The 23,660-nt window shown below is 40.2% G+C and carries 20 protein-coding genes; 8 read left to right on the forward strand and 12 right to left on the reverse strand.

All coding sequences use genetic code 11. The features are described from left to right. Positions 1-56: 56 nt before the first annotated feature. The gene (locus tag M23134_RS16710; protein ID WP_157558514.1) at positions 57-974 is read right to left on the reverse strand and encodes a hypothetical protein; all 918 of its coding nucleotides are present in this window, start codon (positions 972-974) and stop codon (positions 57-59) included. A gap of 138 nt (positions 975-1,112) precedes the next feature. On the opposite strand from M23134_RS16710, the gene M23134_RS16715 reads away from it, so the two are divergent. From M23134_RS16715 to purL, 4 genes are all read left to right on the forward strand, one after another. Further along, a complete protein-coding gene (locus M23134_RS16715) occupies positions 1,113-2,519 on the forward strand; it encodes an ATP-binding protein (RefSeq protein ID WP_002698167.1) in 1,407 nt (468 codons plus the stop codon). Positions 2,520-2,602: 83 nt separating this feature from the next. Next, positions 2,603-3,322 (forward strand): M48 family metallopeptidase, encoded by a 720-nt coding sequence (locus M23134_RS16720; protein WP_045113754.1) that lies wholly within the window; start codon positions 2,603-2,605, stop codon positions 3,320-3,322. A 53-nt stretch (positions 3,323-3,375) separates the two neighbouring features. Continuing rightward, entirely contained in the window at positions 3,376-4,590 is a 1,215-nt protein-coding gene (locus tag M23134_RS16725; RefSeq protein ID WP_002698170.1) for a cysteine desulfurase, read from the forward strand. A 378-nt stretch (positions 4,591-4,968) separates the two neighbouring features. Beyond that, complete coding sequence (gene purL, locus M23134_RS16730; RefSeq protein ID WP_002698172.1) at positions 4,969-7,236, forward strand: phosphoribosylformylglycinamidine synthase subunit PurL; 2,268 nt, start codon at positions 4,969-4,971, stop codon at positions 7,234-7,236. 57 nt (positions 7,237-7,293) lie between these two features. On the opposite strand, the gene M23134_RS16735 is transcribed toward purL, so the two are convergent. The 5 genes from M23134_RS16735 to M23134_RS16755 form a co-directional block, all read right to left on the reverse strand. Beyond that, positions 7,294-7,536, reverse strand: coding sequence for a hypothetical protein (locus M23134_RS16735; protein WP_002698173.1), 243 nt, complete (start codon positions 7,534-7,536; stop codon positions 7,294-7,296). A 9-nt stretch (positions 7,537-7,545) separates the two neighbouring features. Beyond that, on the reverse strand, positions 7,546-7,758 hold the full coding sequence (locus M23134_RS16740; RefSeq protein ID WP_002698174.1) for a hypothetical protein: 213 nt from the start codon (positions 7,756-7,758) through the stop codon (positions 7,546-7,548). Between the two features lie 9 nt (positions 7,759-7,767). Beyond that, on the reverse strand, positions 7,768-8,649 hold the full coding sequence (locus M23134_RS42120; RefSeq protein WP_002698175.1) for an RpnC/YadD family protein: 882 nt from the start codon (positions 8,647-8,649) through the stop codon (positions 7,768-7,770). A gap of 159 nt (positions 8,650-8,808) precedes the next feature. After that, positions 8,809-9,585 carry a hypothetical protein gene (locus tag M23134_RS16750; protein ID WP_002698176.1) on the reverse strand — a complete coding sequence of 259 codons (777 nt, stop codon included), beginning with the start codon at positions 9,583-9,585 and terminating at the stop codon, positions 8,809-8,811. 31 nt (positions 9,586-9,616) lie between these two features. Further along, positions 9,617-10,414 carry an Fpg/Nei family DNA glycosylase gene (locus tag M23134_RS16755; protein ID WP_002698177.1) on the reverse strand — a complete coding sequence of 266 codons (798 nt, stop codon included), beginning with the start codon at positions 10,412-10,414 and terminating at the stop codon, positions 9,617-9,619. A gap of 130 nt (positions 10,415-10,544) precedes the next feature. Between M23134_RS16755 and M23134_RS16760 the strand changes: the two genes are divergently transcribed. After that, on the forward strand, positions 10,545-11,027 hold the full coding sequence (locus tag M23134_RS16760; RefSeq protein ID WP_002698178.1) for a GNAT family N-acetyltransferase: 483 nt from the start codon (positions 10,545-10,547) through the stop codon (positions 11,025-11,027). 145 nt (positions 11,028-11,172) lie between these two features. Here M23134_RS16760 and M23134_RS16765 read toward each other — a convergent pair whose 3' ends face one another. Together M23134_RS16765 and M23134_RS16770 are read right to left on the reverse strand one after the other, a co-directional pair. Beyond that, positions 11,173-13,092, reverse strand: a complete 1,920-nt coding sequence (locus tag M23134_RS16765; RefSeq protein ID WP_232296811.1) for a tetratricopeptide repeat protein — start codon at positions 13,090-13,092, stop codon at positions 11,173-11,175. A 357-nt stretch (positions 13,093-13,449) separates the two neighbouring features. Next, the gene (locus M23134_RS16770) at positions 13,450-14,787 is read right to left on the reverse strand and encodes an alpha-amylase C-terminal beta-sheet domain-containing protein (RefSeq protein WP_082226588.1); all 1,338 of its coding nucleotides are present in this window, start codon (positions 14,785-14,787) and stop codon (positions 13,450-13,452) included. 707 nt (positions 14,788-15,494) lie between these two features. Here M23134_RS16770 and M23134_RS16775 point away from each other — a divergent pair. Continuing rightward, positions 15,495-15,920, forward strand: coding sequence for a response regulator (locus M23134_RS16775; RefSeq protein WP_002698185.1), 426 nt, complete (start codon positions 15,495-15,497; stop codon positions 15,918-15,920). Between the two features lie 74 nt (positions 15,921-15,994). Here M23134_RS16775 and M23134_RS16780 read toward each other — a convergent pair whose 3' ends face one another. After that, positions 15,995-16,660: a DUF6483 family protein gene (locus tag M23134_RS16780; protein WP_002698187.1), complete on the reverse strand. Its 666-nt coding sequence runs from the start codon at positions 16,658-16,660 to the stop codon at positions 15,995-15,997. A 262-nt stretch (positions 16,661-16,922) separates the two neighbouring features. Beyond that, positions 16,923-17,504 (reverse strand): LOG family protein, encoded by a 582-nt coding sequence (locus M23134_RS16785; protein WP_002698188.1) that lies wholly within the window; start codon positions 17,502-17,504, stop codon positions 16,923-16,925. 363 nt (positions 17,505-17,867) lie between these two features. Here M23134_RS16785 and M23134_RS16790 point away from each other — a divergent pair, with 363 nt between their 5' ends. Beyond that, positions 17,868-18,986, forward strand: coding sequence for a BamA/TamA family outer membrane protein (locus M23134_RS16790; RefSeq protein WP_002698189.1), 1,119 nt, complete (start codon positions 17,868-17,870; stop codon positions 18,984-18,986). Positions 18,987-19,189: 203 nt separating this feature from the next. Here M23134_RS16790 and M23134_RS16795 read toward each other — a convergent pair whose 3' ends face one another. Together M23134_RS16795 and M23134_RS16800 are read right to left on the reverse strand one after the other, a co-directional pair. Continuing rightward, positions 19,190-19,855: a metallophosphoesterase family protein gene (locus M23134_RS16795; protein ID WP_002698190.1), complete on the reverse strand. Its 666-nt coding sequence runs from the start codon at positions 19,853-19,855 to the stop codon at positions 19,190-19,192. A gap of 2 nt (positions 19,856-19,857) precedes the next feature. Further along, positions 19,858-20,688, reverse strand: a complete 831-nt coding sequence (locus M23134_RS16800; RefSeq protein WP_002698191.1) for an SIR2 family NAD-dependent protein deacylase — start codon at positions 20,686-20,688, stop codon at positions 19,858-19,860. A gap of 495 nt (positions 20,689-21,183) precedes the next feature. On the opposite strand from M23134_RS16800, the gene M23134_RS16805 reads away from it, so the two are divergent. Continuing rightward, positions 21,184-23,628, forward strand: coding sequence for an ABC transporter permease (locus M23134_RS16805; RefSeq protein ID WP_002698192.1), 2,445 nt, complete (start codon positions 21,184-21,186; stop codon positions 23,626-23,628). Positions 23,629-23,660: the final 32 nt, after the last annotated feature.

Raw genomic sequence — 23,660 nt, forward strand, 5'->3', positions numbered from 1 at the left:
TAGGTGTCTTGGTTTTGTTTTATGGGATAGAGGGGGGGTAAGGTTTTAAGGTAGATTTAAAAGATGTTTGATACTGCAAAGTATCCTTTGCCATCATCCCCAATCGCTATTCTTTTATAGTCAGTGGTTGCTCCACCTCCTTCTAGTGCAAAAACTTTATTTTTTGACATTACACCCAATTCTAACTTGGCTCCTACACTTAGGGTGTGAGTAATTATTGGATCACCTTCATCAGTATTTGTTGGTTGAATTTCTAACGTTATATTTACGTTGCCGGAGTTTTCAATAGTCACTATACTATTTCCAACACTATAGCCCCGTATCCGACCTAATCCATTTAATTGCTCGACTACAGGCATACTATATGATACTTTGTTGAGGTCTACTTCATTATTGGCCTTAAATAGTTTTATATCCATCACCTGAGCAAATAGTTTCACTTCAGCTTTTAACTCTACTGTTTCCTCGCCGTTTTCGCCTTGGGTTTTTCCTTTGATGGTTACCTCTACAGTGTTGTCGCCCATAGGCAACAAGCTTTGAAAGCCTATTCCATTTAATCGGTTGCCATGGATGACCCCTAGTTCAAGCAAAGGTACAATGCCGTCTTCTGAAGCTCCGGCGAGTTTATCAATCGATTTTGGGAAAATCTCAAACTGAGGATTGTTAGACTCTATAGTTACATCGGTGATGGCTCGATCACCATTGTTGCTTAGGATAAAATAAAATGATTTACTCGCCTTAAGGTTGCCCAAATCAAAGTTTGCCACCTCGGTAGTTCGCTGATTTTTAGCCGTTTCGTAAGGCACATAAGTTACCCCATCAATCACTTGTTTGCGCACTCTTTGGTTGGCGTGCATTTGGGTAAGCCCAAACTTTCCAGCTGTTTTAGGGGCTACCTCATCCTTCTTTTTACAAGCTACCATAGTACACATACAGCCAACAAAGACCGCTAAATAAATTTTCACTTTTTGCATGTTGATTTCTTATCTGAAAATTATCATTTATGAGAAAACAGGTTGGTTGATCAACCTTCTAATGGTATATACCAAATCTTACTTCACACTTGGACAATATCTGTTATTTTTTTACCATAAACTATTATATTTGCGTCTATGAAAATCAGTCATATCAATATTCCTAACTTTCAACAATTCAAAGATTTCAGGCTTGACCTCACCTACCCACAAGGGCACGCCAAGGCTGGCCAACCGCTCGACAAGGTGTGTTTGATTGGCCAAAGTGGTACCGGAAAAACAACCATTTTGAACCAGTTATACAATGTATTGCTTCATTTTTTTTATGGCACTCAAGCCGAGTTGTACACCGCCAAGCCACCCAGCAATTTTAACTTTTCTATCAAGGCAAGCTTTGACCAAATGCGCTCGGTAGAGGTCTTTATTGCCAACAAAGAAGTGTTGATTTATGACCCTCAAGACGATTTTGAGATTGATTTACCTACTTTTTTTGCGGGCTTGGTAGAGCAGGGCTATTATGACAAATACCATAACAAATTGGTGAATTTTCCGGCAGAAACCATTGATAGTATCAACAACATTTTGCAAAACCAAGTGGTAGAAAACCCTTTGCGGAACATTCGTACGAGCGATAATATGAAAGAGAAAATTATTGCCGAAAGGGAAAAGCTTGCCACCAAAACGGTGTATAATTTTGCCAGCGATAATCCGCTGGAGTTGTGGAAGTCGATCTTACTGGATTTGCAAGAATACGAAGACGCCCGAAACTACTACAGTCGACAAATTTCAGAAGCTTTGCTCGAAAACGATGACATGCCCATAGAAAACCTACGCGATCAGTTTAGGCAATGGAAAAACGACAATCCCAACCCGCTGGAGGCTTTGGGCAATTTGTTGAATCCTATTTTGAACCAGTTTCAACTAGAAGTAAACACCAAGGCAGAGTATAAATTTAGCGAAGAAGTCAAATTTATTCAGGTCAATACCTTGGCAGGCGATAATGTACCTTATAGTAAGTGGAGTACGGGTACCAAGCAAATTATTTTGACCGCCACGCCTTTGTTTAAGCTCAACATGCGCAATACGGTCGTGTTGATGGATGAGCCAGAGCGGTCGTTGTACCCCAATATGCAAAGTATGGCCATTGATTATTATACTCGACTTGCTCCACAGGCACAGTTTTTATTTGCTACTCATTCGCCCTTGATTGCCTCAAGCTTTGACCCTTGGGAAATTGTAGAGTTGCAATTTGACGAAACAGGCTTTGTAGAACGAAAGCCTTATTATAAGGGTGCCAACCACATAGACAATTATACGCCACACCCCAAAGCATTGCGGTGGGATGAGGTTTTGCAGCAGTTGTTTGGGCTAACTGCCGAAAGTTACGAAACCAGCGAACAACCATTGCGTAGGGCATCGGCGCTAAAGGCAAAACTGAAGGGGTGGATGGAAAATGGCCAGATGGAGACCCCAGAGGCTACAGCGGCACTCAAGGAGTTTGAGCAACTGTCACAGCGTTTGGCTTGGCAGGTAATGAATATTTAAGTATTAGCCCCAAGGTGCAAGCGATAAGCTGCAAGAAGGCTAACACTTGGGGTGAACACTTGATGCTTGAAGCTTTTAAAAAAATGATAGAAAAAACCATACATATAGCAGGTGTAGGCGAGGTGTTGCTTGTAAAGAGTAAACGTGCCAAACGAGTAAATATAAAAATAGCGCCTTTGAAGGGAGTAAGGGTAACGGTACCTCACAGGGTAACCTTTGCCAATGCCGAAAAACTGGTGCTTGAGAAAAAAAGCTGGTTGATGAAGCACATACCCAATATGCAAAAACTGGAAGGCAAGCTTACCCTGTTTACCCCCGATACCCAGTTTACTACTTTCTCACACGAGTTAGTATTTGTAGTAGATGCCTCGTCGGAATTGCGTGCCAAAGCTGACCAAACCAAGCTGACCATTATATACCCACCTGACACTGATTTTGCGAGTATCGAAACCCAGGATTTTATTCGCCATTGTATTGTAGAAACCTACCGCCGGGAAGCGAAAGTTTTTTTGCCGGGCAGGGTGCGTGAGTTGGCTACCTTACACCAGTTTAAATTTAGATCGGTACATGTCAAAAATGCGAAAACCCGCTGGGGGAGTTGCAGTTATGACAATAAAATTAATTTGAATTTGCACTTGATGCGTTTGCCAGCTCACCTGCGCGATTATGTGATTTTGCATGAACTATGTCATACGCAAGTAAAAAACCATAGCCAGGATTTTTGGGATTTGATGGACAAGGTGTCGGGCAATGGGCGCGGACTGGACAAGGAGTTGGATCAGTGGCAAATAGAAGTATTTTAGGGAATGATATTAAACATTGAAAAAAATTACTAACCAAACAATTGACAGAATATATGGATATACAAAAACTACGTGCTGATACTCCAGGATGCCTTCAGGTAACTCATTTAAATAATGCAGGAGCAGCGCTCATACCTCAAGCGGTAATCGATGTTCAGCGCGATTATATGAACCAGGAAGCAAACTATGGGGGCTATGAAACAGCCGCTAAGTTTGCCGATGAGCTCCAGACTACTTATACACGGGTTGCCCGCCTGATAAATGCCCAACCCAGCGAAATAGCCCTTGTAGAAAGTGCTACGGTTGCCTGGGGAAAAGCTTTTTTTGCGCTCGACTTGCAGCCAGGCGATCGGGTAGCAACAGCTATGGCAGAGTATGCTTCTAACTATATCAATTATTTGCAAGCACAAAAAACACATGGGATAAAAATAGAAGTAGTGCCTAATGACAAACACGGGCAACTATCGCTAGAGGCATTAGAGCAGTTGCTTGCCGAAGACAAAGCAAGTGAAGGGAAGATAAAACTAATAAGTATTACCCATGTGCCCACCAATGGAGGGTTGGTAAACCCTGCCGAGGAAGTAGGTAAACTTGCCAAAAAATATGGCGTTTTGTATTTATTAGATGCTTGTCAGTCTGTAGGGCAGTTGCCAGTAGACGTGCAGCAAATTGGTTGTGATATGCTTTCGGCTACTGGGCGAAAGTACTTGCGTGCTCCTCGCGGCACAGGTTTTTTGTATGTAAGCGAACGTATTTTGCAAGACTTAGAGCCCAAAGTATTGGATTTGACTTCGGCAAAATGGACGGCAAAAAGTGCCTATGAGATGCGTACCGATGGGGTACGTTTTGAAAACTATGAATATAACCGGGCAAACCGACTGGGGCTTTCGGAGGCGGTACAATACGCCCTTGACCTGGGAATGGAGAACATTTGGCAGCGGATTCAACAGCTGGGTAATTTACTGCGTCAGCGTTTGGTTGAGTTGCCCAATGTACAAGTGTATGACTTGGGGCTGGTAAAAGGTGGCATTGTTTCGTGGGGCATTGAGGGCATTCCGGCGGAGTTTGTTGTTGAAAAACTGAGAGAGGTACAAATCAATACTTCACTTATTCTGGAAAGTGGTACTTTGCTAGATATGCAAGAGCGTGAGTTGCCCCCCTTGGTGCGGTCATCGGTACATTATTACAATACCGAAGAGGAGATAGAGAAGCTTTGTGGGGAGCTGAAGAAAGTTATACTACTATATAGTCGGATTGAACACGTATAAATGATGAAAAAAGGCTTGGAGTAGATTCAAGCCTTTTGATGATTACCCTATCGATTGGTGCAAATGTCACCCAGGTCACTAAAAAACAAAGCCTCCACCACGCTATTGCCTATACGTTTAAAAGCTTGCCGCTAAAAAAAAACCGACTGACTTTATAATATTAAGCCAATTACCGTATTTTTGCTGCGTTATTGATAATTTGATAAACGGCTCACCTTCTCTTATACTTAAACAAAAATGGTTTTGAGGATGGATTTTGACTAATTGTCTGAATACCAACATTAATCAATCCTGTAAATCCTAAAATCACTTTAATCCTAGTATATTTTTACCGCTTATCAACTGATTGTAAAGATATTAAACTATAAAACTGTTACTTTGGAAGAGCAACTCACTACCGTAGAAACTGCCATGCAACTTGGCTTGTTGATTGAAGAATTTGAGAAAATAAAGGAGCTATTGGGGCGAACTCCTAATTTTACCGAACTCAGTGCTTTTTCGGTGATGTGGTCGGAACACTGCTGCTACAAAAGCTCTATTTTGTGGCTTAAGAAGCTTCCCAAAAGCTCACCTCGTATGCTTGCCGAAGCGGGCGAAGAAAACGCTGGATTGGTAGACATTGGCAATGGCTTGGCGTGTGCTTTTAAGATTGAGTCGCACAACCACCCCTCAGCCATTGAGCCTTACCAAGGGGCTGCTACTGGAGTAGGAGGGATCAACCGCGATATTTTCACTATGGGGGCGCGTCCCATTGCCCAACTCAATACTTTGCGTTTTGGCGATATTGACCTCGAAAAAACCAAACACTTGTTGCGTGGGGTAGTCAAAGGAATTGGCGATTATGGCAATGCTTTTGGAGTACCTACTGTAGGTGGTGAAGTATATTTTGACTCTTCTTACAATACCAACCCATTGGTAAACGCTTTTTCGGCAGGTATTGTAGAAACCGATAAGATTGCCAGCGCCATTGCTCTAGGGGTGGGCAATCCGGTATTTATTGTAGGTTCGGCTACGGGTAAAGACGGTATTCACGGGGCGGCGTTTGCGTCTAAAGACATTACCGAAGATTCTGCCAAAGATTTGCCCTCGGTACAAGTAGGAGATCCTTTTCAGGAAAAGCTATTGCTGGAAGCTACCCTTGAGGTAATTGCCACCGGAAATGTGGTAGGTATTCAGGATATGGGTGCGGCTGGTATTATATGTTCGTCGTCTGAAATGAGTGCCAAAGGTGAGCACGGTATGGACATTGACCTTGACAAGGTGCCTTTGCGCCAGGAAAATATGTTGCCTTTTGAAATTTTGTTGTCAGAGTCGCAAGAGCGAATGCTGGTAGTGGTTGAAAAGGGCAAAGAGCAGGAAATTCTTGATATTTTTGATAAGTGGGATTTGAATTGTGCTGAAATAGGAACCGTGACGGAGTCTAACAATGTGCGTTTCTTTCAAAAAGGGGAGTTGGTGGCCGATGTACCTGCCAACGCCTTGGTATTGGGGGGCGATGCACCTATCTACGAACACAGCTATACCGAGCCAGACTATTTTCAGCAATACAAGCATTTTAAGACTGAAGATGTTCCTGAGCCTACCGATTATGCAGCGGTTGCGCAGTTTTTGATGAAACACCCTAATATTGTTTCCCGCCAATGGATTTATGAGCAGTACGACTCTATGGTAGGCACTGCCAACGCCTCTACCAACTCGCCCGCTGATGCTGCTGTAGTACACATAAAAGGAGCTGATCAGGCAATTGTGATTAGCGTAGATTGCAATGGACGTTATGTACAGGCCGACCCTAAAATAGGGGCAATGATTGCTGTGTGCGAATCGGCAAGAAACGTAGTATGTGCAGGTGGCAATCCAGTGGCAATTACCAACAACCTAAACTTTGGCAACCCTTACAACCAAGAGGTATACTGGCAGTTTGTTCAAAGTGTGAAGGGCATTATTGACGCTTGCGAAAAGCTGGAAACCCCAGTAACGGGTGGGAATGTGAGTTTTTACAACCAGGCATCTACGGTAAGCAAAGAGGGAGGCAATGTAACCAACGCAGTATTGCCCACACCTACCATTGGTATGTTGGGGTTGATGGATAACCTTGAACACCGCATGACGCTTGACTTTAAAAATGTGGGTGACATTATTTATGTGATTGGTGAACCTAAAAATGATATTGCCGGATCTGAGTATTTGACTTCTTATCACAACTTCAAAGAGTCTTCGGCTCCTCACTTTGACCTTGAGGCAGAGTATGACTTGCAGCAAACAGTGAAAGCGTTGATTCGCGACAAGCAAATACAGTCGGCACACGACATCTCAGACGGAGGTTTGTTTGTAACCTTGGCAGAGTCGGCAATGCCGCGCGATTTAGGTTTTTCTATATTGACTACTTTTGACGAAATTGATGTGCGCAAGGATGCTTTCTTGTTTGGAGAGTCGCAAAGCCGGGTAGTAGTTACTATCAAAGCTGAAGACCAAGATCGTTTTGAAGATTTTATGAAAGAGCAATCAGTGCCTTTCTTTGAGGTAGGAGTGGTTACAATAAGCGACTTTAAGGTAGATACTCATGTGCTGATAACGACCGAAGACGCCAAAGATATGTACCAAAATACGTTGGGTCGCCACATGGATGGGGAGTTGGCGCAGGCTTAGATGGGGTACTAAGTAAATTATTATATATGACACCGATAAATTCTTATTTTTGATAATTTATCGGTGTTTTTTTTGATCAGCCATCTTTTGAATCTCTGCTACGGTGACTTTTGTTAGGCTGGCAATTTCTTGCAACGTCATTTTACCTGACTTCAACAAACCAAGTATCAATGCTGTTTTCTCTTCTTGTTTACCTTCTTCCCGGCCTTTTTTTATCCCTTCTTTTACGCCTTCTTCTTTTCCTTTTTTTACACCTTTTAGGTAAAAAGCATCTTTTTCAATGTCATAAGTAAGTGCCATAAGAAAACTTTATTTGATTTGATCAGCATTTTTTTTCACTTGTTCCAGGCTAATTTGTGCAAGCTGGGCAATTTCATTTAAGGTAAGTTTACCAGATTTGATCAAGCCAAGCACCATTTCTGTTTTGCCTTTTTTTATCCCTTCTTCGATTCCTTCTTGTTTTCCTCTTTTTACTCCTTTTAGGTAAAAAACATCTTTTTCAATGTCATAAGTAAGTGCCATAAGAAAACTTTACTTGATTTGATCAGCCATCTTTTGAACCTCTGCTACGGTGACTTTTGTTAGGCTGGCGATTTCTTGCAATGTCATTTTGCCTGACTTCAACAAACCAAGTATCAATGCTGTTTTCTCTTCTTGTTTACCTTCTTCCCGACCTTTTTTTATCCCTTCTTTTACGCCTTCTTCTTTTCCTTTTTTTATCCCTTCTTCTTTTCCTTCTTCCTTGCCTTTTTTTACACCTTTTAGGTAAAAAGCATCTTTTTCAATGTCATAAGTAAGTGCCATATCATCTAATGTTTGTTCGGTTTCAATAGTTAAATTTCTCAATCGGGCAAGTATAGCAAGTTGCCTGATATACTTTTGTAACGTGCCAGGATCTTTAATTAGTACCAGAAGTCTTGAAATTATTTGTTTCAAAACTTGTAAAGCATCTGCTTGCTGAAAGTCACCCAGTACCGCGAGCAGTATTTCTTCTGGTATGTTTGACGCAAGCCATTGCTTATACTTGATTTGACTTAAGTCAAGCAATTCAAACCCTGTAAAAATCTCTTCTGGATTTAGGCGAGTACGCATTTTGGGTGGTTTGTTCCCGACATAAATTACAAACTGGCGTATGGAAAGTTTATATTTTTGTTGCAAAATAGCAAAATACAACTGCATTCGTTCCACCATTCCCTGTTCGTCGTTGGTTTGAAACTCCAACTGAACAATCATTTGTTCGCCTTGGGGTGTAGTGATTTTTCTCAAAAAATCAGCTTCCCGCTCCAGCGTAGTTTGCAGTTTGTCTTTCAGCTCTTCGCTTTTTTCTACCTTTATGTTGAGGTAAGTTTCGCTCAACGATAAAAAGAACTCTCCTACATTCTCTTTAAATATCTTGTCATATTGGTTACTCATACAATAGCTTTTGGTTACCCAAAGTTAAGCAATCCATTGCTATGACTAGTATATTTTTAATCAAAATGTTTAAATTGTATTTTTCTGTAAATATACAAATACGCTCACTGCACCCAATCACCCTTTGCCTTGGTTTTTATCATAAGCATCCCAATAAGTTTAAACAGTGAATGGTATCTTGTTTTCACACATAAACTTTTGAATTGTTTCTCCTATTTTCTCTAACAACTCATTAGAAGCCCCATTTGTAAACTGTCGGGTATGAATAACTAGCTTAGGCTGATTGGTGTTGTTACTGTAGTGAATCCAAAATTTATTCTTGCTATTTTCCAAGGGTACTTCTTTATCAAAGTTTACTTCAAAAATACGGTCTATTTCCCTGGCATCTCCTTCTCCTTGGTTAATGATATAATCAGCATCTAAAGCGGTGATTACTACTACCCGAAAACTACGGATAAAATCACTTTCAAAAAAAGATTTTTTCCTCTTAGCAAGTTGGGGTTTAAAATTCGGGTCTTTCTTTGCATCACTTGTGTTGAGAGACGGTAAGTCACTCAATTCGATAGTAAACACTTTACTTACAAAATCTATTGTATAGTTGGGTAAAGGGTCTTTCCTGCCCTTGATTATATCATAAAGCTTTTGGTACTTTTGCCAGGTATGGTTATAGTTTCTCAGGTTTGACCCTTCAGGAGGAACATATTGCTCTGCGTATACACCCCCACATAGGTTTTGCCGAAAGTAGGTGGCGTTTTGTTTGTGTTCTTCCATACTTTTTTTGTCATTTGGGTCAAAACCAGCCTCTTTACCTATCAACAAGACATGAGACATAGGGTTTCCCAGCCCAACATATTGGTTTAGTTCAATACACTGTGTCACCAACTGTTCGAAGTTGTTGTTTTTTTTTTCATAAAAAACAGTTAAGTCATTGTTCACTTGCTGTGTGTCTGTTGCAATAGCAAAAATGCTATACCTCCTGTGGTTCTTGGCACACCTCACACAAATAGGTAGCGCGTCCTCCTACTTTCATATAATGCACTTTGGTGCCACAATTGGGGCAGTTTTCGGTGTTCTGATCAGTCCAGCCTCGGCGATGAATAAAATAGTCTTTAGGATAATGGTTATAATTGGCTTCATGACTGACGGCAGTTTGTAAAATATCGCGCATTTTATCATACACCAGGCGTAGCTCGTTTTTACTCAACTTATTGGTACGGGTTTCGGGGTGTACCCTCGCCTGAAACAATATTTCGTCGGCGATCCAGTTACCTACTCCTGCGGCTACTTGCTGGTTGAGCAGCAGCGGTTTAATCAATCCTTTGCGCCCAGCGGTATTTTGCTCAAACTCTTCCCAACTCATTTTATAAGCGTCGGTTGACAGTTTCTTTTTGGCTTGATAAGCCTTTACGTTGTCTGCCACATCTATACGGCCAAATTTGCGGGGACAGTCAAAGGCAAGGTGAAAACCGTTGGCAAGGTGAAAAACTACCCGCCCAAAACGAGGAGGATCGTCGCGGTAATACTTAAGTGAACCACTCATTCCAAAATGAATCATCAACACCTTGTCAGCACTCGTTTCTATAAACAAGTACTTGCCAATTCGGTCGGTTTTATCAAATGTGTGCTTTTCGGCTACCTCCTTTAGGGTTTCAGCGGTACAGGCAAGTACTCCTGCATCTGCAATTTCCACTTGTACTACTTTTTGGTGCAAGGCTGTACCTTCAAAATATTGTTTGAATCGTTCTACTTCGGGTAATTCAGGCATTTTTTATTATTTTCTTGAATAATTGGCCACAAGCTGAGTACTCGTGACCAAACGTTTAAAACTTGTCTTTCTCTGAAAAAACAACAAACTTGCTGATATGTTTTAATGGTATTTTGACCCACAAAATTTTATGAGCAATCACAGTATAAAAGTAAGGGCAGGTAAACCCGAAGATGTAGGTGCCTTGCTTGAAATGATTAAAGAGTTGGCGCTGTACGAAAAAGCTTTGGATGAGGTGAAAACTACTGAGGAGCAATTACTTGCCGATGGGTTTGGTAGTCAGCCATTGTATGGTTTTTTTCTGGCAGAGTTGGAGGACAAAGTAGTAGGAATGGCGTTGTATTATTACCGTTATTCTACCTGGAAAGGCAAAAGTATGTACCTGGAAGACTTGTATGTAAAAGAGAAGTATCGGCAGTACAAAGCAGGCTTTCATTTATTTAAGGCGATTGCTCAAAAGGCACAAGACGAAAACTGTCATCGTATTAGTTGGCAAGTACTTGACTGGAACGAACCGGCGATTAAGTTTTACAAAAAACTAGGTGCCGAACTTGACGCCGAATGGATAAATGGGCACTTGAGCAAATCTCAGTATACGCACTTGTTAGAGTAAAGTGATGACGAGCAATAGTACTAAAAAAAGCCTGCTCTTTTCAGAACAGGCTTTGTATATTTTAAGTAGCAAGTTACAAATGGTATGCTTCAAGTAAATAATTTATCAAAGTATCCAGTTTGTAAATGCCCCTTTAAAATCAACATTACTTGATAGCATCCATAAATGAAGCCTTGGTTTTGTACTTAAAGAATTCTGCATCTTTCAACGCTTTTGCCTTCAAGTCACTCTTCAACTCTACTGCTTTTTTCAAGTTTTGAGTAAGCTCTCCTTCGTTGCCCTGACGAGCAGCTACTACTGCCAATGCATAGAAAGTAGTGGCATCTTTGTCATTCATTTTTGCCGCAGCATTGAACGAAGCCTTTGCTTGCTCGTAGTCGTTGGCCTCTAACAAGTAAGCCAAACCTTTGTTGAAATAGTTAGGTACAGTACTGGCTGCACTGGCTAACAACTCATAAGCTTCTTTGTATTTGCCATCGTCGCGAGAAGTAGCCTGCTGAATCGCATAGTAACCTTTGATTCCATTCAACAATCCAGTCATCGCAGGGTTGTCACCCGCTCCTATTTCTACGGCTTTCTTAAAAGACTCTTCTGCTTTGGCATTGTCACCTTTCATCAAGTAAGCCATTCCCATGTTGTAGTAAATCTCACCTGATTCTTTTTTACCCTTTGCCTTTTCAAAAGAAGCCAATGCTTTATCAACATAAGAGTTGTCTTTGGTCAATAAGGCTACATCTAAGTAAGCAGCACCCAAGTTGTTGTTTACTTTCCAGGTATCATATTTAGTTACTGCTTTTTCTAACCATTTTACACGGTTGGTGTAGTTAGGGTTGTTGGCAGCCATATACAAGAACTCAGTCTCAGTCAATTTGTCTGCTGGCTCTTCACCTTTTACAATTTTATCCAACATGTTCTCCATGTCAGCCTTAGTCTTGGCCTGACCTGGTACAGTGATGTCCATTTTTGCGTAACGCATTTTTGGGTAAATCTCGTCCATCATTGTATTGTAGTAAGCAAGGCCTTGTAGTTTCTTTTCTTTTTCTACAAATCCACCGCTTCCGTCTACGATACCTACTACCTCAGTCTTTTGATCTTCGTTCAAAGAACTTCCTTGTACCAAAGTTTTGAATTCTGGCCAGGTAGCTTCCAAAGTTTTGTTATCAAACTGAAAGTCAAACTTCTTTACTTTCTTGCCATAGTCAAAAGCTTTCATCATCATCTTCATTTGATTACCAACTGCGCTTGAACGCTGACCTGGCAAGTTTTGGTTGATGGCTACACGTCCTTCAGGAGAGTGAGAGCTTGCCCCGTTTGCTTTGAACTCAGGGATATTATCAACCTTGGCAAATTGAGAAGCCATTGCTTTGAAAGTAGCTTTGGCAAGATCAATTGTATTTTTATTGTCACCAGTGGTGGCGGTTACGCGAGCGCTTCCTTGCTCAAAGTTGATGTTGTAAGAAGTAGTTTTATCGCTTTCTTTTGTCCAACCATCCTGAGCATAAGCAAATGGGCTTTTACCAGCAGCGTTAGAAATACCATCTACAGGGTTTCTCACCAAACGGCTGGTAGTAGCTACACCTACTACAGGGTTACCAGCGCTCATTACACCAATAGGTCCAAATCTTTTACTTTTTTTACCTTTGCTGGCTACACCAGTAATAATGACAAAACCTTGTTCGTGCTTGTCTTCGTAAGCAAAGTTCATTTTTTTGCTCACTTTTGGCTCTTCAGTTCCACCAGCATACTTGTCACCTTCAAGCTCAATAACCCCAGCTTTGGTTACACCGTCAGGCTTGTTACCATCTTTACCTTTGGTAAATTTAGTAATATCTCCTGATACATAGTCAACTTCCAACCCGTAAGTAATCCCCTTTTTCATCATCTTTACAGGCAGTTTTGCCGACAAAGTAAATCCTACGTTGCCGCCGTGCAGTTCAAGAGGATTAGGCTCTACTGTAAGTTGCTGTTGCTCCATTATTTTTGCCATTTCTGCCAAAGGATCTTTACAGCCTACAGCAAAAATTACTAATAAGGACAACATTAAATTTGGTAAGTTTTTCTTCATTTGATTCATCATTTAAAATTTTGGTTTTTAAATTGTTTGAAATGTGTTCCATCGTGTTCGTAAAAACTCGCTGAGGCTTTGTGGGCGCTCAAAGGAATAATGGAAACTTACTACTTATGTTTTAAATATACAGTATTGATGTTAAAAAAATGGAGAATATCTGTTTTATCTTTCCATTTAATTTGTGGTCAATATATACATAATTAAAAAAAATAAAAATTACAAAAAAAGGCTTCCAAATTACTTTTCCACCTCTTTTAATGCAAACTCATCAGGCAATGTGTGCTTGCCTACATACAACAAAAAACCGGGCAATAAGTTTACCCGGTGTCGTATGCATGCACAAAAATTATAAATTTATCGTTTCCATACTGCCCAGTTGCGGCCACTTTCTGCAAGCGACCAACCACTGCCTGGCAACCAATCGCCTCCTCCTATTTTTACTGCGGTGTTGTTGTTAACAATAGCAGCGTATTTATTTCCATCGGCTGCCCGAATAACTACCGAACTAGTGGCCGTAATCCCCTGAGACTTTCGGATTGAAATCAACGATTTGATCTTGTTTTTCAGTTGGGCACCCCAGTCAAAGTAATGAGGCCAGTATACACAGGGAATGCCAGGGTGAGTCAAAATATACGCATAACCTTCTTCTATTTTATCAGCTGGAAAAGGCCAGTAGTCTTGTCCACCATTGGGCGATGGCCCCGTATCGTGATTATCTACAAAAGTAACCGACATTTGTGGCCACCAACCAATGGCGCCTATAGGTTTACCTTGAGCATCTCTCAATCGCCAGTACTCTCCTCGTTCTACGGCAAGCATCAACTGCCATTTAGTTGTAAAGTCAAAAGCAGTAGATTTATTGCCAGTACCGTTGATCCAATCCATAATTTTCTGGCGGTGATAGTTCACCCCATTGCCCGACGCATAATAATTGCCAGTAATGTCAGGCCAAAGTTCTCCTACCGAAAAATAAGGAGTGGTTTGGTCATTATATAACCCGGTATAAGACGCACTGTAGCCTTTTACATAATCGTAACGCCATCCTGCAAAACCTACATCATTTTTAAGCCAGTTGAGCCAGTTTCTAATCTCATTTCTTACCGAACCGTTGGTATGGTCAAGGTCTCGCCCCGCGTTATAACTATCGCCTGTGTCGTAGTTTCCTGTACCTTGTCCCCATTCATCGTCTTTGGTTACAGCGTTGGCATTGTTGCCAAAAGAAGGGTTAGTAAAATCTGCCCAGTTGGTAGTACCCACTCGGTGGTTTACTACAATATCGGCAATCGGTTTGATGTTGTGGCTGTTCAAGGCGTTGATCGCTGCCCTTAGCTCACTACCTGCACCATGGTCAGAGTTTATCTGATACCACTCGTTGGGCAGGTAACCAGTGCCTCCGGTAGACTTAGATACGGGCGGAAGCCAAACCATAGAAAAGCCTGCATTTTTGATCTCATTTGCCTTGTTTTTGACAATGTTCCAAGTACCATACTGCCAGGAGTTCCAGTGGAAGCCTTGCAACATGATGTCGCTACCTGACCCTGACCGTGTGCTTGCGATTGTGGTTAGTTTGGTCGAGGCAGGAGTTTTAGGTTTGGGTAAAAGGGTTTCTTTTTTAGTACAGCCTAAAAACAGGTTGCTTGCCAGCAAGATAACTATAAAGTAAATGTGTAATTTGTAATTGGAATGTATCATTTGAGTACTTTTGATTGTTTTGGAGTGAATCAGTTTTGGTCATGAGGGTATGTTTAAATGTTGTCTTCAGAGTTGAAAATTGCTTTTTTTCACCTTTGAAAACAAAACCATGAACTAATTTTTAGACATACCCTGATCCCAATATTGAATAATTGGTTGTACAATGCATACATTCTAATTTTAGTTATTTTATGATTTTTATTAAAATGAATTTCAATATAGAGGTGTTCTTTGCAGGATATTGTTGAAAAAATACATTTTTTATTTATAAATCAGCTAATTATTTATTTCACTTTGTTTATACAAAGGCAATTAGAAGAGAACAAAAATGATAAAAAACACAGAAAATATTACTACTGCTTTTGTCCGGTCAACGTATACCTTTACTTCTTGTCAAACCATATAAATTTCTTATAAAAATGCTGTTAAAACATAGATATAATGGCTCGTTTTTTTTAAGAAAATGAGGGAAAAATCAAGGAGGGGATTTATAGGTATATTTTTTGTTTTTGATAAAATAATGCCGTTATTTCAGAAAAATTAAGGCAAATTAGCGTAACTTATAACACCGTGGAAATGTGTTTTGAAAATTGTTTTTCTAAGTTAAATTTTCTATTTATGTATTATCAGTCACTAGATATTTCGAATGCCTTAGAGAAACCTTCAAATATTACATATATTACGATCAGTTTTAAATAACCATTACAATGGAAAAAGATATAGATTTAGTATTGCTGGTTGATGATAATGATACTGACAACTTTATCAGCAAACGAATTATTGAAATCACCAAATTTGCTCAAAGAGTTGAAGTAAGAAATTCAGGAAAAAGCGCACTGCAGTACCTTGAACAATACCAGGATGACCCATCTAATTTACCCGATATTATTTTTCTTGACATTAACATGCCCATTGTAGATGGCTTTGTATTTTTGTTTGAGTTTGAACTTTTCCCCGAAGAGGTAAAGAAAAAGTGTAACATTGTGATTTTGTCAAGTTCAAACAACAAGCGTGACATTGCCCGTATTGTAGACAATGACCACGTAATAAAGTTTGTAACCAAACCCCTGACTGAGAGCTCATTACAGGAGGTACGCGAAATTTATAGACAAGAAGCGACCAATCAACAATAACACACATATATATGTAAAGCATTATTGGTAATCACTGTTGTATACTTGATTACTAAGTAAAACAAACAGGCGGACTAAAATCCGCCTATTTTTTGTTTAAAAGCTTTTAAGCCACTTTCAACCTCTGAGCGAGGCAGTTTACCTGTGTTAAGCACCTGATCATCCATAGCGAGCAGTTCGGCATAAAACATTTGTCCTAATTGTAACAAAGCAGTTGCCTGATCAATGTGGGTAGTAGCCATTTGAAATAGCATATCCTCGGCGTGAGCAAATTGTTGGGTAGCTTTGTAATAATCAATGATCTTCTCATAACTTTGCCAGGGTAGCCTAAAGTCGCGCAAGTAAGCCACTGCAACGGCTAATTTGTCAAACAAGTTGATGTTTACCTCCCGGTATTTTTTTATCAAATGGGTTAAAATTGTTAACGCTTGATGGTAAGCACGAAACACTTGTGGTTCGTTGTCTAGCAGGTCATAAATAGATGCTTCTTCAAATAACAAATCTACCCCAAACGTCCATAATTCCTTACCTCGGTCAATGTCATTATCTAACAATACCTGTAAATCCTCTACCGACAGTTGATCAAGGTATGTTGCATCAATTTTTAGGAAAGCTTCTTTTTTTTCTGCAATCAGTTCTAGTGCTTCTTCGTAAAACTCACGGTCTTTTAAACCCCTTATTTTTTTGAGCGCCATTACCAATTGGTCAATCAACTTTAAAATGTAATCTCTTCGAATCATTTATTTCATTTCAAGTTTACCTTGTACTTGTATATACAATAGTTCATAGCTGATTCGAGTAAATGTTCACCTTGTTAAATGCTGTAAACCAGTATTTTATATTAAGATTGTGCACCCACTTTATTTTTAAAAGTGTTTCGGTTGTATGCCTAAACACCCAATTAAATAGTTTTTAAATTCATCAATAACTGATAACCAGCAAACAACTTTGACTAAAATCACTGCAAAGTATTGATATAATAAATCGCCAAAAAATAGTGTACTAGGTTCGCTCAATATTCAATAACTTATCTATGTCAGGGGCTTTATAACTACGCATTTTTCTTAACAAAGCCTCAGGGTTGGTGTCAGTAAAAACTATGTCTTTAGTAGATTGACTCATAAACCCTTGACCTACGGTATGATTCAAAAACTGAATCATTAAATCATAATAACTTCCTACATTGAGTATGCCAATGGGTTTTTGATGCAAACCCAATTGTCCCCAGGTGTATACTTCAAAAAACTCTTCCATAGTACCTATACCTCCTGGCAAAATCAAGAAAGCATCTGCCATTTTGGTCATTTTTTGCTTCCGTTCATGCATAGACTCCACAATAATTAATTCATTGATACCGTCGTGGGCTACCTCTTTGTCTACCAAAAACTGTGGAATTACCCCAACCACCTCTCCACCTTTGTCTAACATTGCGTCGGCTACAGCTCCCATGAGCCCTACCTTGCCGGCTCCATAGACCAGTTTTAGACCTTTTTTTGCTAAAATATGTCCGACGTGCGTAGCTTTCTCGCGGTAAATAGGGTTAGCTCCAGATCTGGAACCACAAAAAACACAAATACTGTTCATACTATCTGAGGTTTGAAAATTATCTTATAAAGCCAATGGTCTAGCGTATCATCAAAGTCTTTACCGGTTGGTGTTGAGGTTACACAAGGCACAAAAAAACATCAATTCGCCATAGTTACACAAGTTTTTTTGTAACCAGGTACAACACATAAAGCAATACTTTGTACCTAAAGAGTGATTTTAAGCAATGTTGAATTTAATACTTGAACAAAAGCACATTCTATAAAAAAAATGTACTTTTACTATACCATAAGCAATGCTTTTCTGAAAAAACGTTTTTTCATTCAGAAAAGTAGCTTATATGTTGACTAAAATTTAAAACTAAGATTTAGAAACCATTATTGGAAGTAAAACCATATACAAATGAAATTTAGAATAGCTTTGTCAGTGTTATTATTGGTTTGGATAGTCTTTACCAAAGTCAATTTGTCTCAGGCGCAAACTGATACTACTACCCAAAAAAAGAAAGAAAAAAATGTGAAAATGATTACTTTACCCGTGTTGTACTACTCACCCGAAACCAGGTTTGGGCTAGGGGCGCTTGCCTCGTTGAGTTTTAAGATGGGTAAAAACAAAAAAGCTACCCGAGCTTCCAACCTTCAAACCTATTTTTTATACACTGCACAAGGGCAAATAGATGGTACAGCCAGGTATACTCTTTTTACCAACGAAGAAAAATATGTCATCAATGGGCGCTTTTCCTACCTGTTTTTTCCTGAGTTTTATTATGGCATAGGCAATCGGCTACCCAAAGAAAACGAAGAACTGGTAAGTTATCGTAGGGTAAGGGTAGAAAACAGGGTATTGCGCAAAATCACCCAAAAACTTTTTGTTGGTTTGCAGTATCGTTATGTGGAAATGTTTCAGGTAAGACCTACTGAAGGTGGTTTGCTCGAAACCAGTCAGGTACCTGGCTATAATGGCTCCAGAGTATCAGGTTTAGGAGCTGCGGTAGTATACGATAGCCGCGACAACATTCTGGCACCTTATAAGGGAGCTTATCTTGAGCTTTCCAACTATAATTATGGATCTGATCTGGGTGGAGAGTTTGATTATAGCACGGTTACGGTTGATTTGCGGAAATACTTCAAGCTTTTTGCCCACCGCAAGCATATTCTTGCTATTCAGGGGTATGGCAACTTTATTACTGGCACCGCTCCTTATAAAGAACTGTCAGAGTTTGGCGGAGGCACTATCATGCGTGGGTTTTATCAGGGGCGTTACCGCCAAAATGACTATATGGCGGCTCAAGTAGAGTACAGGCTTCCAATATGGCGATGGATTGGAATGACTGCTTTTACTGGAGTAGGCGATGTAGCCAGTGACATTAGTAAGTTTGACATTGCCAATGCAAAAATGTCGTATGGCATAGGTTTGCGCTTTGAAATAGATAAACAAAACCGCACCAATATCCGGGTAGACTATGGCAGAGGTAGCGATGGGTCAGCTGGGTTTTATTTAGAGATAGGAGAAGCTTTTTAAATGAACAAGGGTTGTGTTTAATTGGTCATTATGCACCAATATGTAATATGTGTTGGCTTGTCACCCAGTGCCAATTGTACTGACTTTTAAAGATGTATGGTTATTTCACTCAAAATTCAATATATCTAACAAGTGGGTATGCTATGGGTGAGTCTTACTTGTAGCATCGATATCTAAGGACTTATTGCTAACTACTTACTACTCTACACCTTCATCAAGCTCACTTCTACCTCCCCCTCACTGGTTAAGTCAAGCAGACGGTACTGAAAGACTACAGCAGGGTTATTGGGGCTGATCGGGCAAATGGCTGGTGAGGCAAAAAACCAAATGTCGTTTCGCTCGAGCATAAAGTCGTGGTGAATATGTCCAAACAGTACTGCTTTGATGTGGTAAAATTGATCAAGAATACTTAGAAATTGCCCAGCATCTTTGAGCGTATCTTTAGGTGGGGTCAGAGTACGAATAGCCAGCGGATGATGACGCAAAGTAACAATACAAGGATAAGCCCAGGAGTTTTCAAGGTCGTTTTGCAAAAAATCCAATGTATCATTGCCTAAGTAACCCTGGCTATGATTTTTTGAGCAACTATTGAGCATAATAAAGTGGGTGCCTTTGACATTGAAAGACGCGTTTTGCTCATGTGCCACCCAATAAAAAGGGATATCTAACCTTTGTAAAAGCCGGAGAGTGTCATTTCTTCGTTGCTGCAGTACTTCACTGGTAAGTATCAGCAAGTCGGGAGGGTGGGGCAATAGGTTGATGTGTGTAAGTATATTCTCAAACACTTGTATTGGAAGCACCTCCGGGTAATGAATGTTGGCTAAAAGATAAGGATCAGTTATTTGCACTATACGTATGGTGTCATCCATTATCAAAACATTTTTACCACTTCATTGTGCACTACGCTCAAAGTAGCCATAGCACCATCGGCAATGCCCATATGAGGGGCTCTTACATCAGAGTAATCAGGGTTTATTCTTATTAGTTTTGCGTTTTTCTCTCGTACTATTTTGCGCGTCATTGCGCGAATGGTTTGTACATGAGGACCAGAGCCAATCTCAAGTACCAAGACTTTTTTGTGTGCAGCAAGGGTTTTTTCCAAGTTGCTTTTTTGCCACTTCGACCGGGCTGGTACATAGGTATGGTCACGAAACATATACACATTAGGGCGCGACATTTTGCCGCATTTGGGACATTTGGGCAAATCTTCGAGTTGTAGGTTTTCATTATTGACATCTATTGCCTCATTTGTATCTCCTTCCCACACTTCCTGATGGCAAGGCACCGAGCACTGCAGGTGAAAAATAGAGCCATGTACCTCACGCACCTTATCTTTAGTGGCACCTGCTTTTAGGTGTTGCCCATCTATGTTAGAGGTAATAAAAAAATAGTCAAGGTTAAACCGCTTAATCCAATCCATCAAGATAAAGTATCCCTGGTGTGGTACCAAGTCTTTAAACTGCTGACTGCGTCGGGTAAATCTTTTCCACATATACACAGGGTGTTCATCCATATAAGTGGGGTTCATAATCTCAAAAATACTTCCTTCCCGTTCGCCCGATACCTTGCCCCATTCCCCAGCTCCATCTTCGCGGTAAGTAGGTACCCCCGAATCTTTACTCATACCTGCACCCGTATGTACCATCAGCAAATCGGCGTATTGCAGCCAGTCTATAAATTGTTGAATTTTTTCGTGCTCCATGTTGCTAATCTATAAAAAAAACGAAAGAAAGAATTGATCTTACTAAAAAATTGTTTGCAACAGGGTAAGAGTAGAAGGGAGCAAAAAACCAATGATACGGCTATTCGTTAGGTTATAAAGTAGCTTATGAAAAAATGAGACGTTATGGAAGCAACTGTTAAACCTGTCAGTTTTTCATAAAAATGAAACTTGTTGCTTGATTTTACCAGAAAGAGGGCATTTTTGCGTATTTTAAAATCATAACTAATTTATCTCTTTTTTTTTATTTAAAATATTTGATAATCAGTTGGTTATGTTTTTGTGGATAATCTAGCAAATAAATGTTTGCGAAGGTATGCGTCCAAGTGGGTAACTTTAGCATCTATTATGTATGTGCAAGTACATTGGAAGTTAAACACTTACTTAATGAAAGTAAATCAAGCCCAATACTTATTTATACAACAATTACCATTAGTACCATAGAAAACCATTGATAACCTTGGATTAAATAATTGAATGTTAAAAAATTACCTGAAAATATCTCTACGTAACCTTAGCCGTCACAAAATATATACTTTTATCAACATTGCCGGACTTTCTATTGGAATGGCCTGTGCGTTGTTGTTGTACTTATATATCAACGATGAGCTGAGCTTTGATCGTTACCACGAAAAAGCCGACCGCATTTATCGGGTGTCTACCTGGTTTAAGTTAGAGGGTAAAGCCCCACAGTACTTTGCCAGTTCGTCGGAGCGCCTCGCCCCAGTATTGCCTAAAGAGTTTCCCAACGAAGTAGCCCAATCTGTAAGGCTATTTAGGGGCACCGAAAAAAAACCTATCAGATACAAAGACAAAAAACTATACCTGAACGGGATTCACTATGCCGACTCCAACTATTTCAAAGTGTTTTCTCATAAACTTATCAAAGGTGATCCTAACAAAGTATTGACCCAACCCAATTCTATAGTACTGACCAAGACGGTTGCAAAGCAGTTTTTTGGCAGGGCAGGCAACGCTATAGGTAAGGTAATCAAGGTGTTTGACAACCAAAGCAATAAAGTGACTGGAGTAATGGAAGACCTGCCAAAAAATTCACATTTGCGGTTTCCTGCGTTGGTGTCTTATGCGACCATTTACGACCCCAAGGATGTAAATCGTTGGGGTAGCGCCAATTACTACACCTATGTATTGCTAAAACCCAAGGCAAAAATTGAAAGCTTTCGCAAAAATGTTCAAACGGTTTTTACTAAATATATGGTAAAAGATTTTAAGCATTTTAAGGCAACTGCAGGTTTTAGGGTAGACCCTTTGGTAGACATACATTTGTCTGAGTTTGCCTACGAAGATGATGAAACCATTAAAGGAAACAAAGCTTACTTATACATATTGGCGGCAGTGGCTATATTTATGCTGCTCATTGCTGCCATCAACTACATGAACTTAGCCACTGCACGATCGGCGGGGCGAGCCAAAGAGGTGGGCATTCGCAAAGTGGTAGGGTCATACCGAAGTCAACTTATCTTACAGTTTTTGCTCGAATCAGTACTGCTTACCCTTATCTCGTTAGTCATTAGTATTACCCTGGTAGAGCTATCATTGCCTTATTTCAACTATGTATCAGGCAAGCAGTTGGTCGTAGAGTACAGCGACCCTTCAGTCTTTGGTCTGTTGACGCTTATTATGTTGTTGGTGGGGCTCATTAGTGGCAGCTATCCAGCTTTTTTCTTGTCTAGTTTTCATCCGGTAAGGGTGCTTAAAGGCAAGTATGTGAGCAGTCGGAATGCCGCCTTTTTACGCCGTGGATTGGTCATTTTCCAGTTCTCTATTTCTATTACCATGATCATAGGTACCTGGATAGTATATAATCAACTACAGTTTATCCGTAACAAAGACCTGGGGTTTAACAAAGAACGGGTAGTGGTGATCAGAACCTTTGGTGATACTACCAACCTTCAGCGAAATGCCTTGATAAGGAAAGACTTGATCAAGCATCAAGGAGTCAAAGAAGTAGCTTTTACGAGTAACGTGCCAGGGCAAGATGGTGGCAGTGGTACTGATGCTTTTCCGGTAGAAAACGCTCAAGGCAAAATGCGGATTACGCTGGCGCACGTATTGGCAGTAGGTTATGATTATTTAGATATGATGGGCATCGAAATGAAAAAAGGTCGTTTTTATTCACGTGCTATTACTACTGATACTTCTAAAGCCTTGGTGGTAAATGAGGCTTTTATAAAAAAAATGGGTTGGAAAAAAGCCTTGGGAAAAAAGGTCTATTTGCGTACCGATAGCCTGGGTAAACTTGTAAAAGGGTATGATGCTAAAATAGTAGGGGTAGTCAAGAATTTTCACCTGACATCGTTGCATAAAAAAATACAACCTTTAGCCCTTAGACTGATATCTCCACGCAAACAAGGGCACATGGGGTATCTGTTGGTAAGGCTCAAATCGGGAGGGGTAGGTAAAACCCTTGATTTTATCAAAAAAACCTGGAATAAATACGAGAAAAAATATGCGTATGAGAGCTATTTTCTGGATAAGAAGTTTAATAAACAATACCAGGCCGATGAAGTGCGAGGGCAGATATTTATGGCATTTTCCGGCATTACCATTTTCATTGCTTGTTTGGGGTTATTGGGGCTTGCCTCGTTTACTGCCGAACAACGGGTCAAAGAAATAGGCATACGCAAGGTTTTAGGGGCATCTATTCCCAGTATTTTACGCCTCATGTCGTTTGACTTTTTGCGTTTGGTGGTGTGGGCAAGTTTGTTTGGGGGCATTTTTGGTGCCTGGATGATGCATGGTTGGCTGCAAAACTTTGCCTATCATTTGCCCATATACAAACATTGGTTTGTGTTTATCTTCTCTGCCTTACTTGCCTTGCTTATTGCCTTGCTTACAGTAAGTGTGCAAGTGTTCAAAGTGTCGCAGGTAAACCCCATAGAAGTGCTCAAAGACGAGTAAGAGTAGTATAAAGAACAAGTGTTGAGCTTTAA

Origin of the sequence: Microscilla marina ATCC 23134 (assembly GCF_000169175.1) — a bacterium.
Taxonomy (GTDB): domain Bacteria; phylum Bacteroidota; class Bacteroidia; order Cytophagales; family Microscillaceae; genus Microscilla; species Microscilla marina.

What these genes read in the sequence shown, in the direction of transcription:
- M23134_RS16715 (WP_002698167.1), top strand. Translation starts at nt 1,113, where the DNA reads ATGAAAATCAGTCATATCAATATTCCTAACTTTCAACAATTCAAAGAT.
- M23134_RS16765 (WP_232296811.1), bottom strand. Translation starts at nt 13,092, where the DNA reads ATGAAGAAAAACTTACCAAATTTAATGTTGTCCTTATTAGTAATTTTT.
- M23134_RS16720 (WP_045113754.1), top strand. Translation starts at nt 2,603, where the DNA reads ATGATAGAAAAAACCATACATATAGCAGGTGTAGGCGAGGTGTTGCTT.
- M23134_RS16760 (WP_002698178.1), top strand. Translation starts at nt 10,545, where the DNA reads ATGAGCAATCACAGTATAAAAGTAAGGGCAGGTAAACCCGAAGATGTA.
- M23134_RS16780 (WP_002698187.1), bottom strand. Translation starts at nt 16,660, where the DNA reads ATGATTCGAAGAGATTACATTTTAAAGTTGATTGACCAATTGGTAATG.
- M23134_RS16785 (WP_002698188.1), bottom strand. Translation starts at nt 17,504, where the DNA reads ATGAACAGTATTTGTGTTTTTTGTGGTTCCAGATCTGGAGCTAACCCT.
- M23134_RS16795 (WP_002698190.1), bottom strand. Translation starts at nt 19,855, where the DNA reads ATGGATGACACCATACGTATAGTGCAAATAACTGATCCTTATCTTTTA.
- M23134_RS42120 (WP_002698175.1), bottom strand. Translation starts at nt 8,649, where the DNA reads ATGAGTAACCAATATGACAAGATATTTAAAGAGAATGTAGGAGAGTTC.
- M23134_RS16775 (WP_002698185.1), top strand. Translation starts at nt 15,495, where the DNA reads ATGGAAAAAGATATAGATTTAGTATTGCTGGTTGATGATAATGATACT.
- M23134_RS16805 (WP_002698192.1), top strand. Translation starts at nt 21,184, where the DNA reads ATGTTAAAAAATTACCTGAAAATATCTCTACGTAACCTTAGCCGTCAC.
- M23134_RS16770 (WP_082226588.1), bottom strand. Translation starts at nt 14,787, where the DNA reads ATGATACATTCCAATTACAAATTACACATTTACTTTATAGTTATCTTG.
- M23134_RS16740 (WP_002698174.1), bottom strand. Translation starts at nt 7,758, where the DNA reads ATGGCACTTACTTATGACATTGAAAAAGATGTTTTTTACCTAAAAGGA.
- M23134_RS16755 (WP_002698177.1), bottom strand. Translation starts at nt 10,414, where the DNA reads ATGCCTGAATTACCCGAAGTAGAACGATTCAAACAATATTTTGAAGGT.
- M23134_RS16735 (WP_002698173.1), bottom strand. Translation starts at nt 7,536, where the DNA reads ATGGCACTTACTTATGACATTGAAAAAGATGCTTTTTACCTAAAAGGT.
- M23134_RS16710 (WP_157558514.1), bottom strand. Translation starts at nt 974, where the DNA reads ATGCAAAAAGTGAAAATTTATTTAGCGGTCTTTGTTGGCTGTATGTGT.
- M23134_RS16790 (WP_002698189.1), top strand. Translation starts at nt 17,868, where the DNA reads ATGAAATTTAGAATAGCTTTGTCAGTGTTATTATTGGTTTGGATAGTC.
- M23134_RS16725 (WP_002698170.1), top strand. Translation starts at nt 3,376, where the DNA reads ATGGATATACAAAAACTACGTGCTGATACTCCAGGATGCCTTCAGGTA.
- M23134_RS16800 (WP_002698191.1), bottom strand. Translation starts at nt 20,688, where the DNA reads ATGGAGCACGAAAAAATTCAACAATTTATAGACTGGCTGCAATACGCC.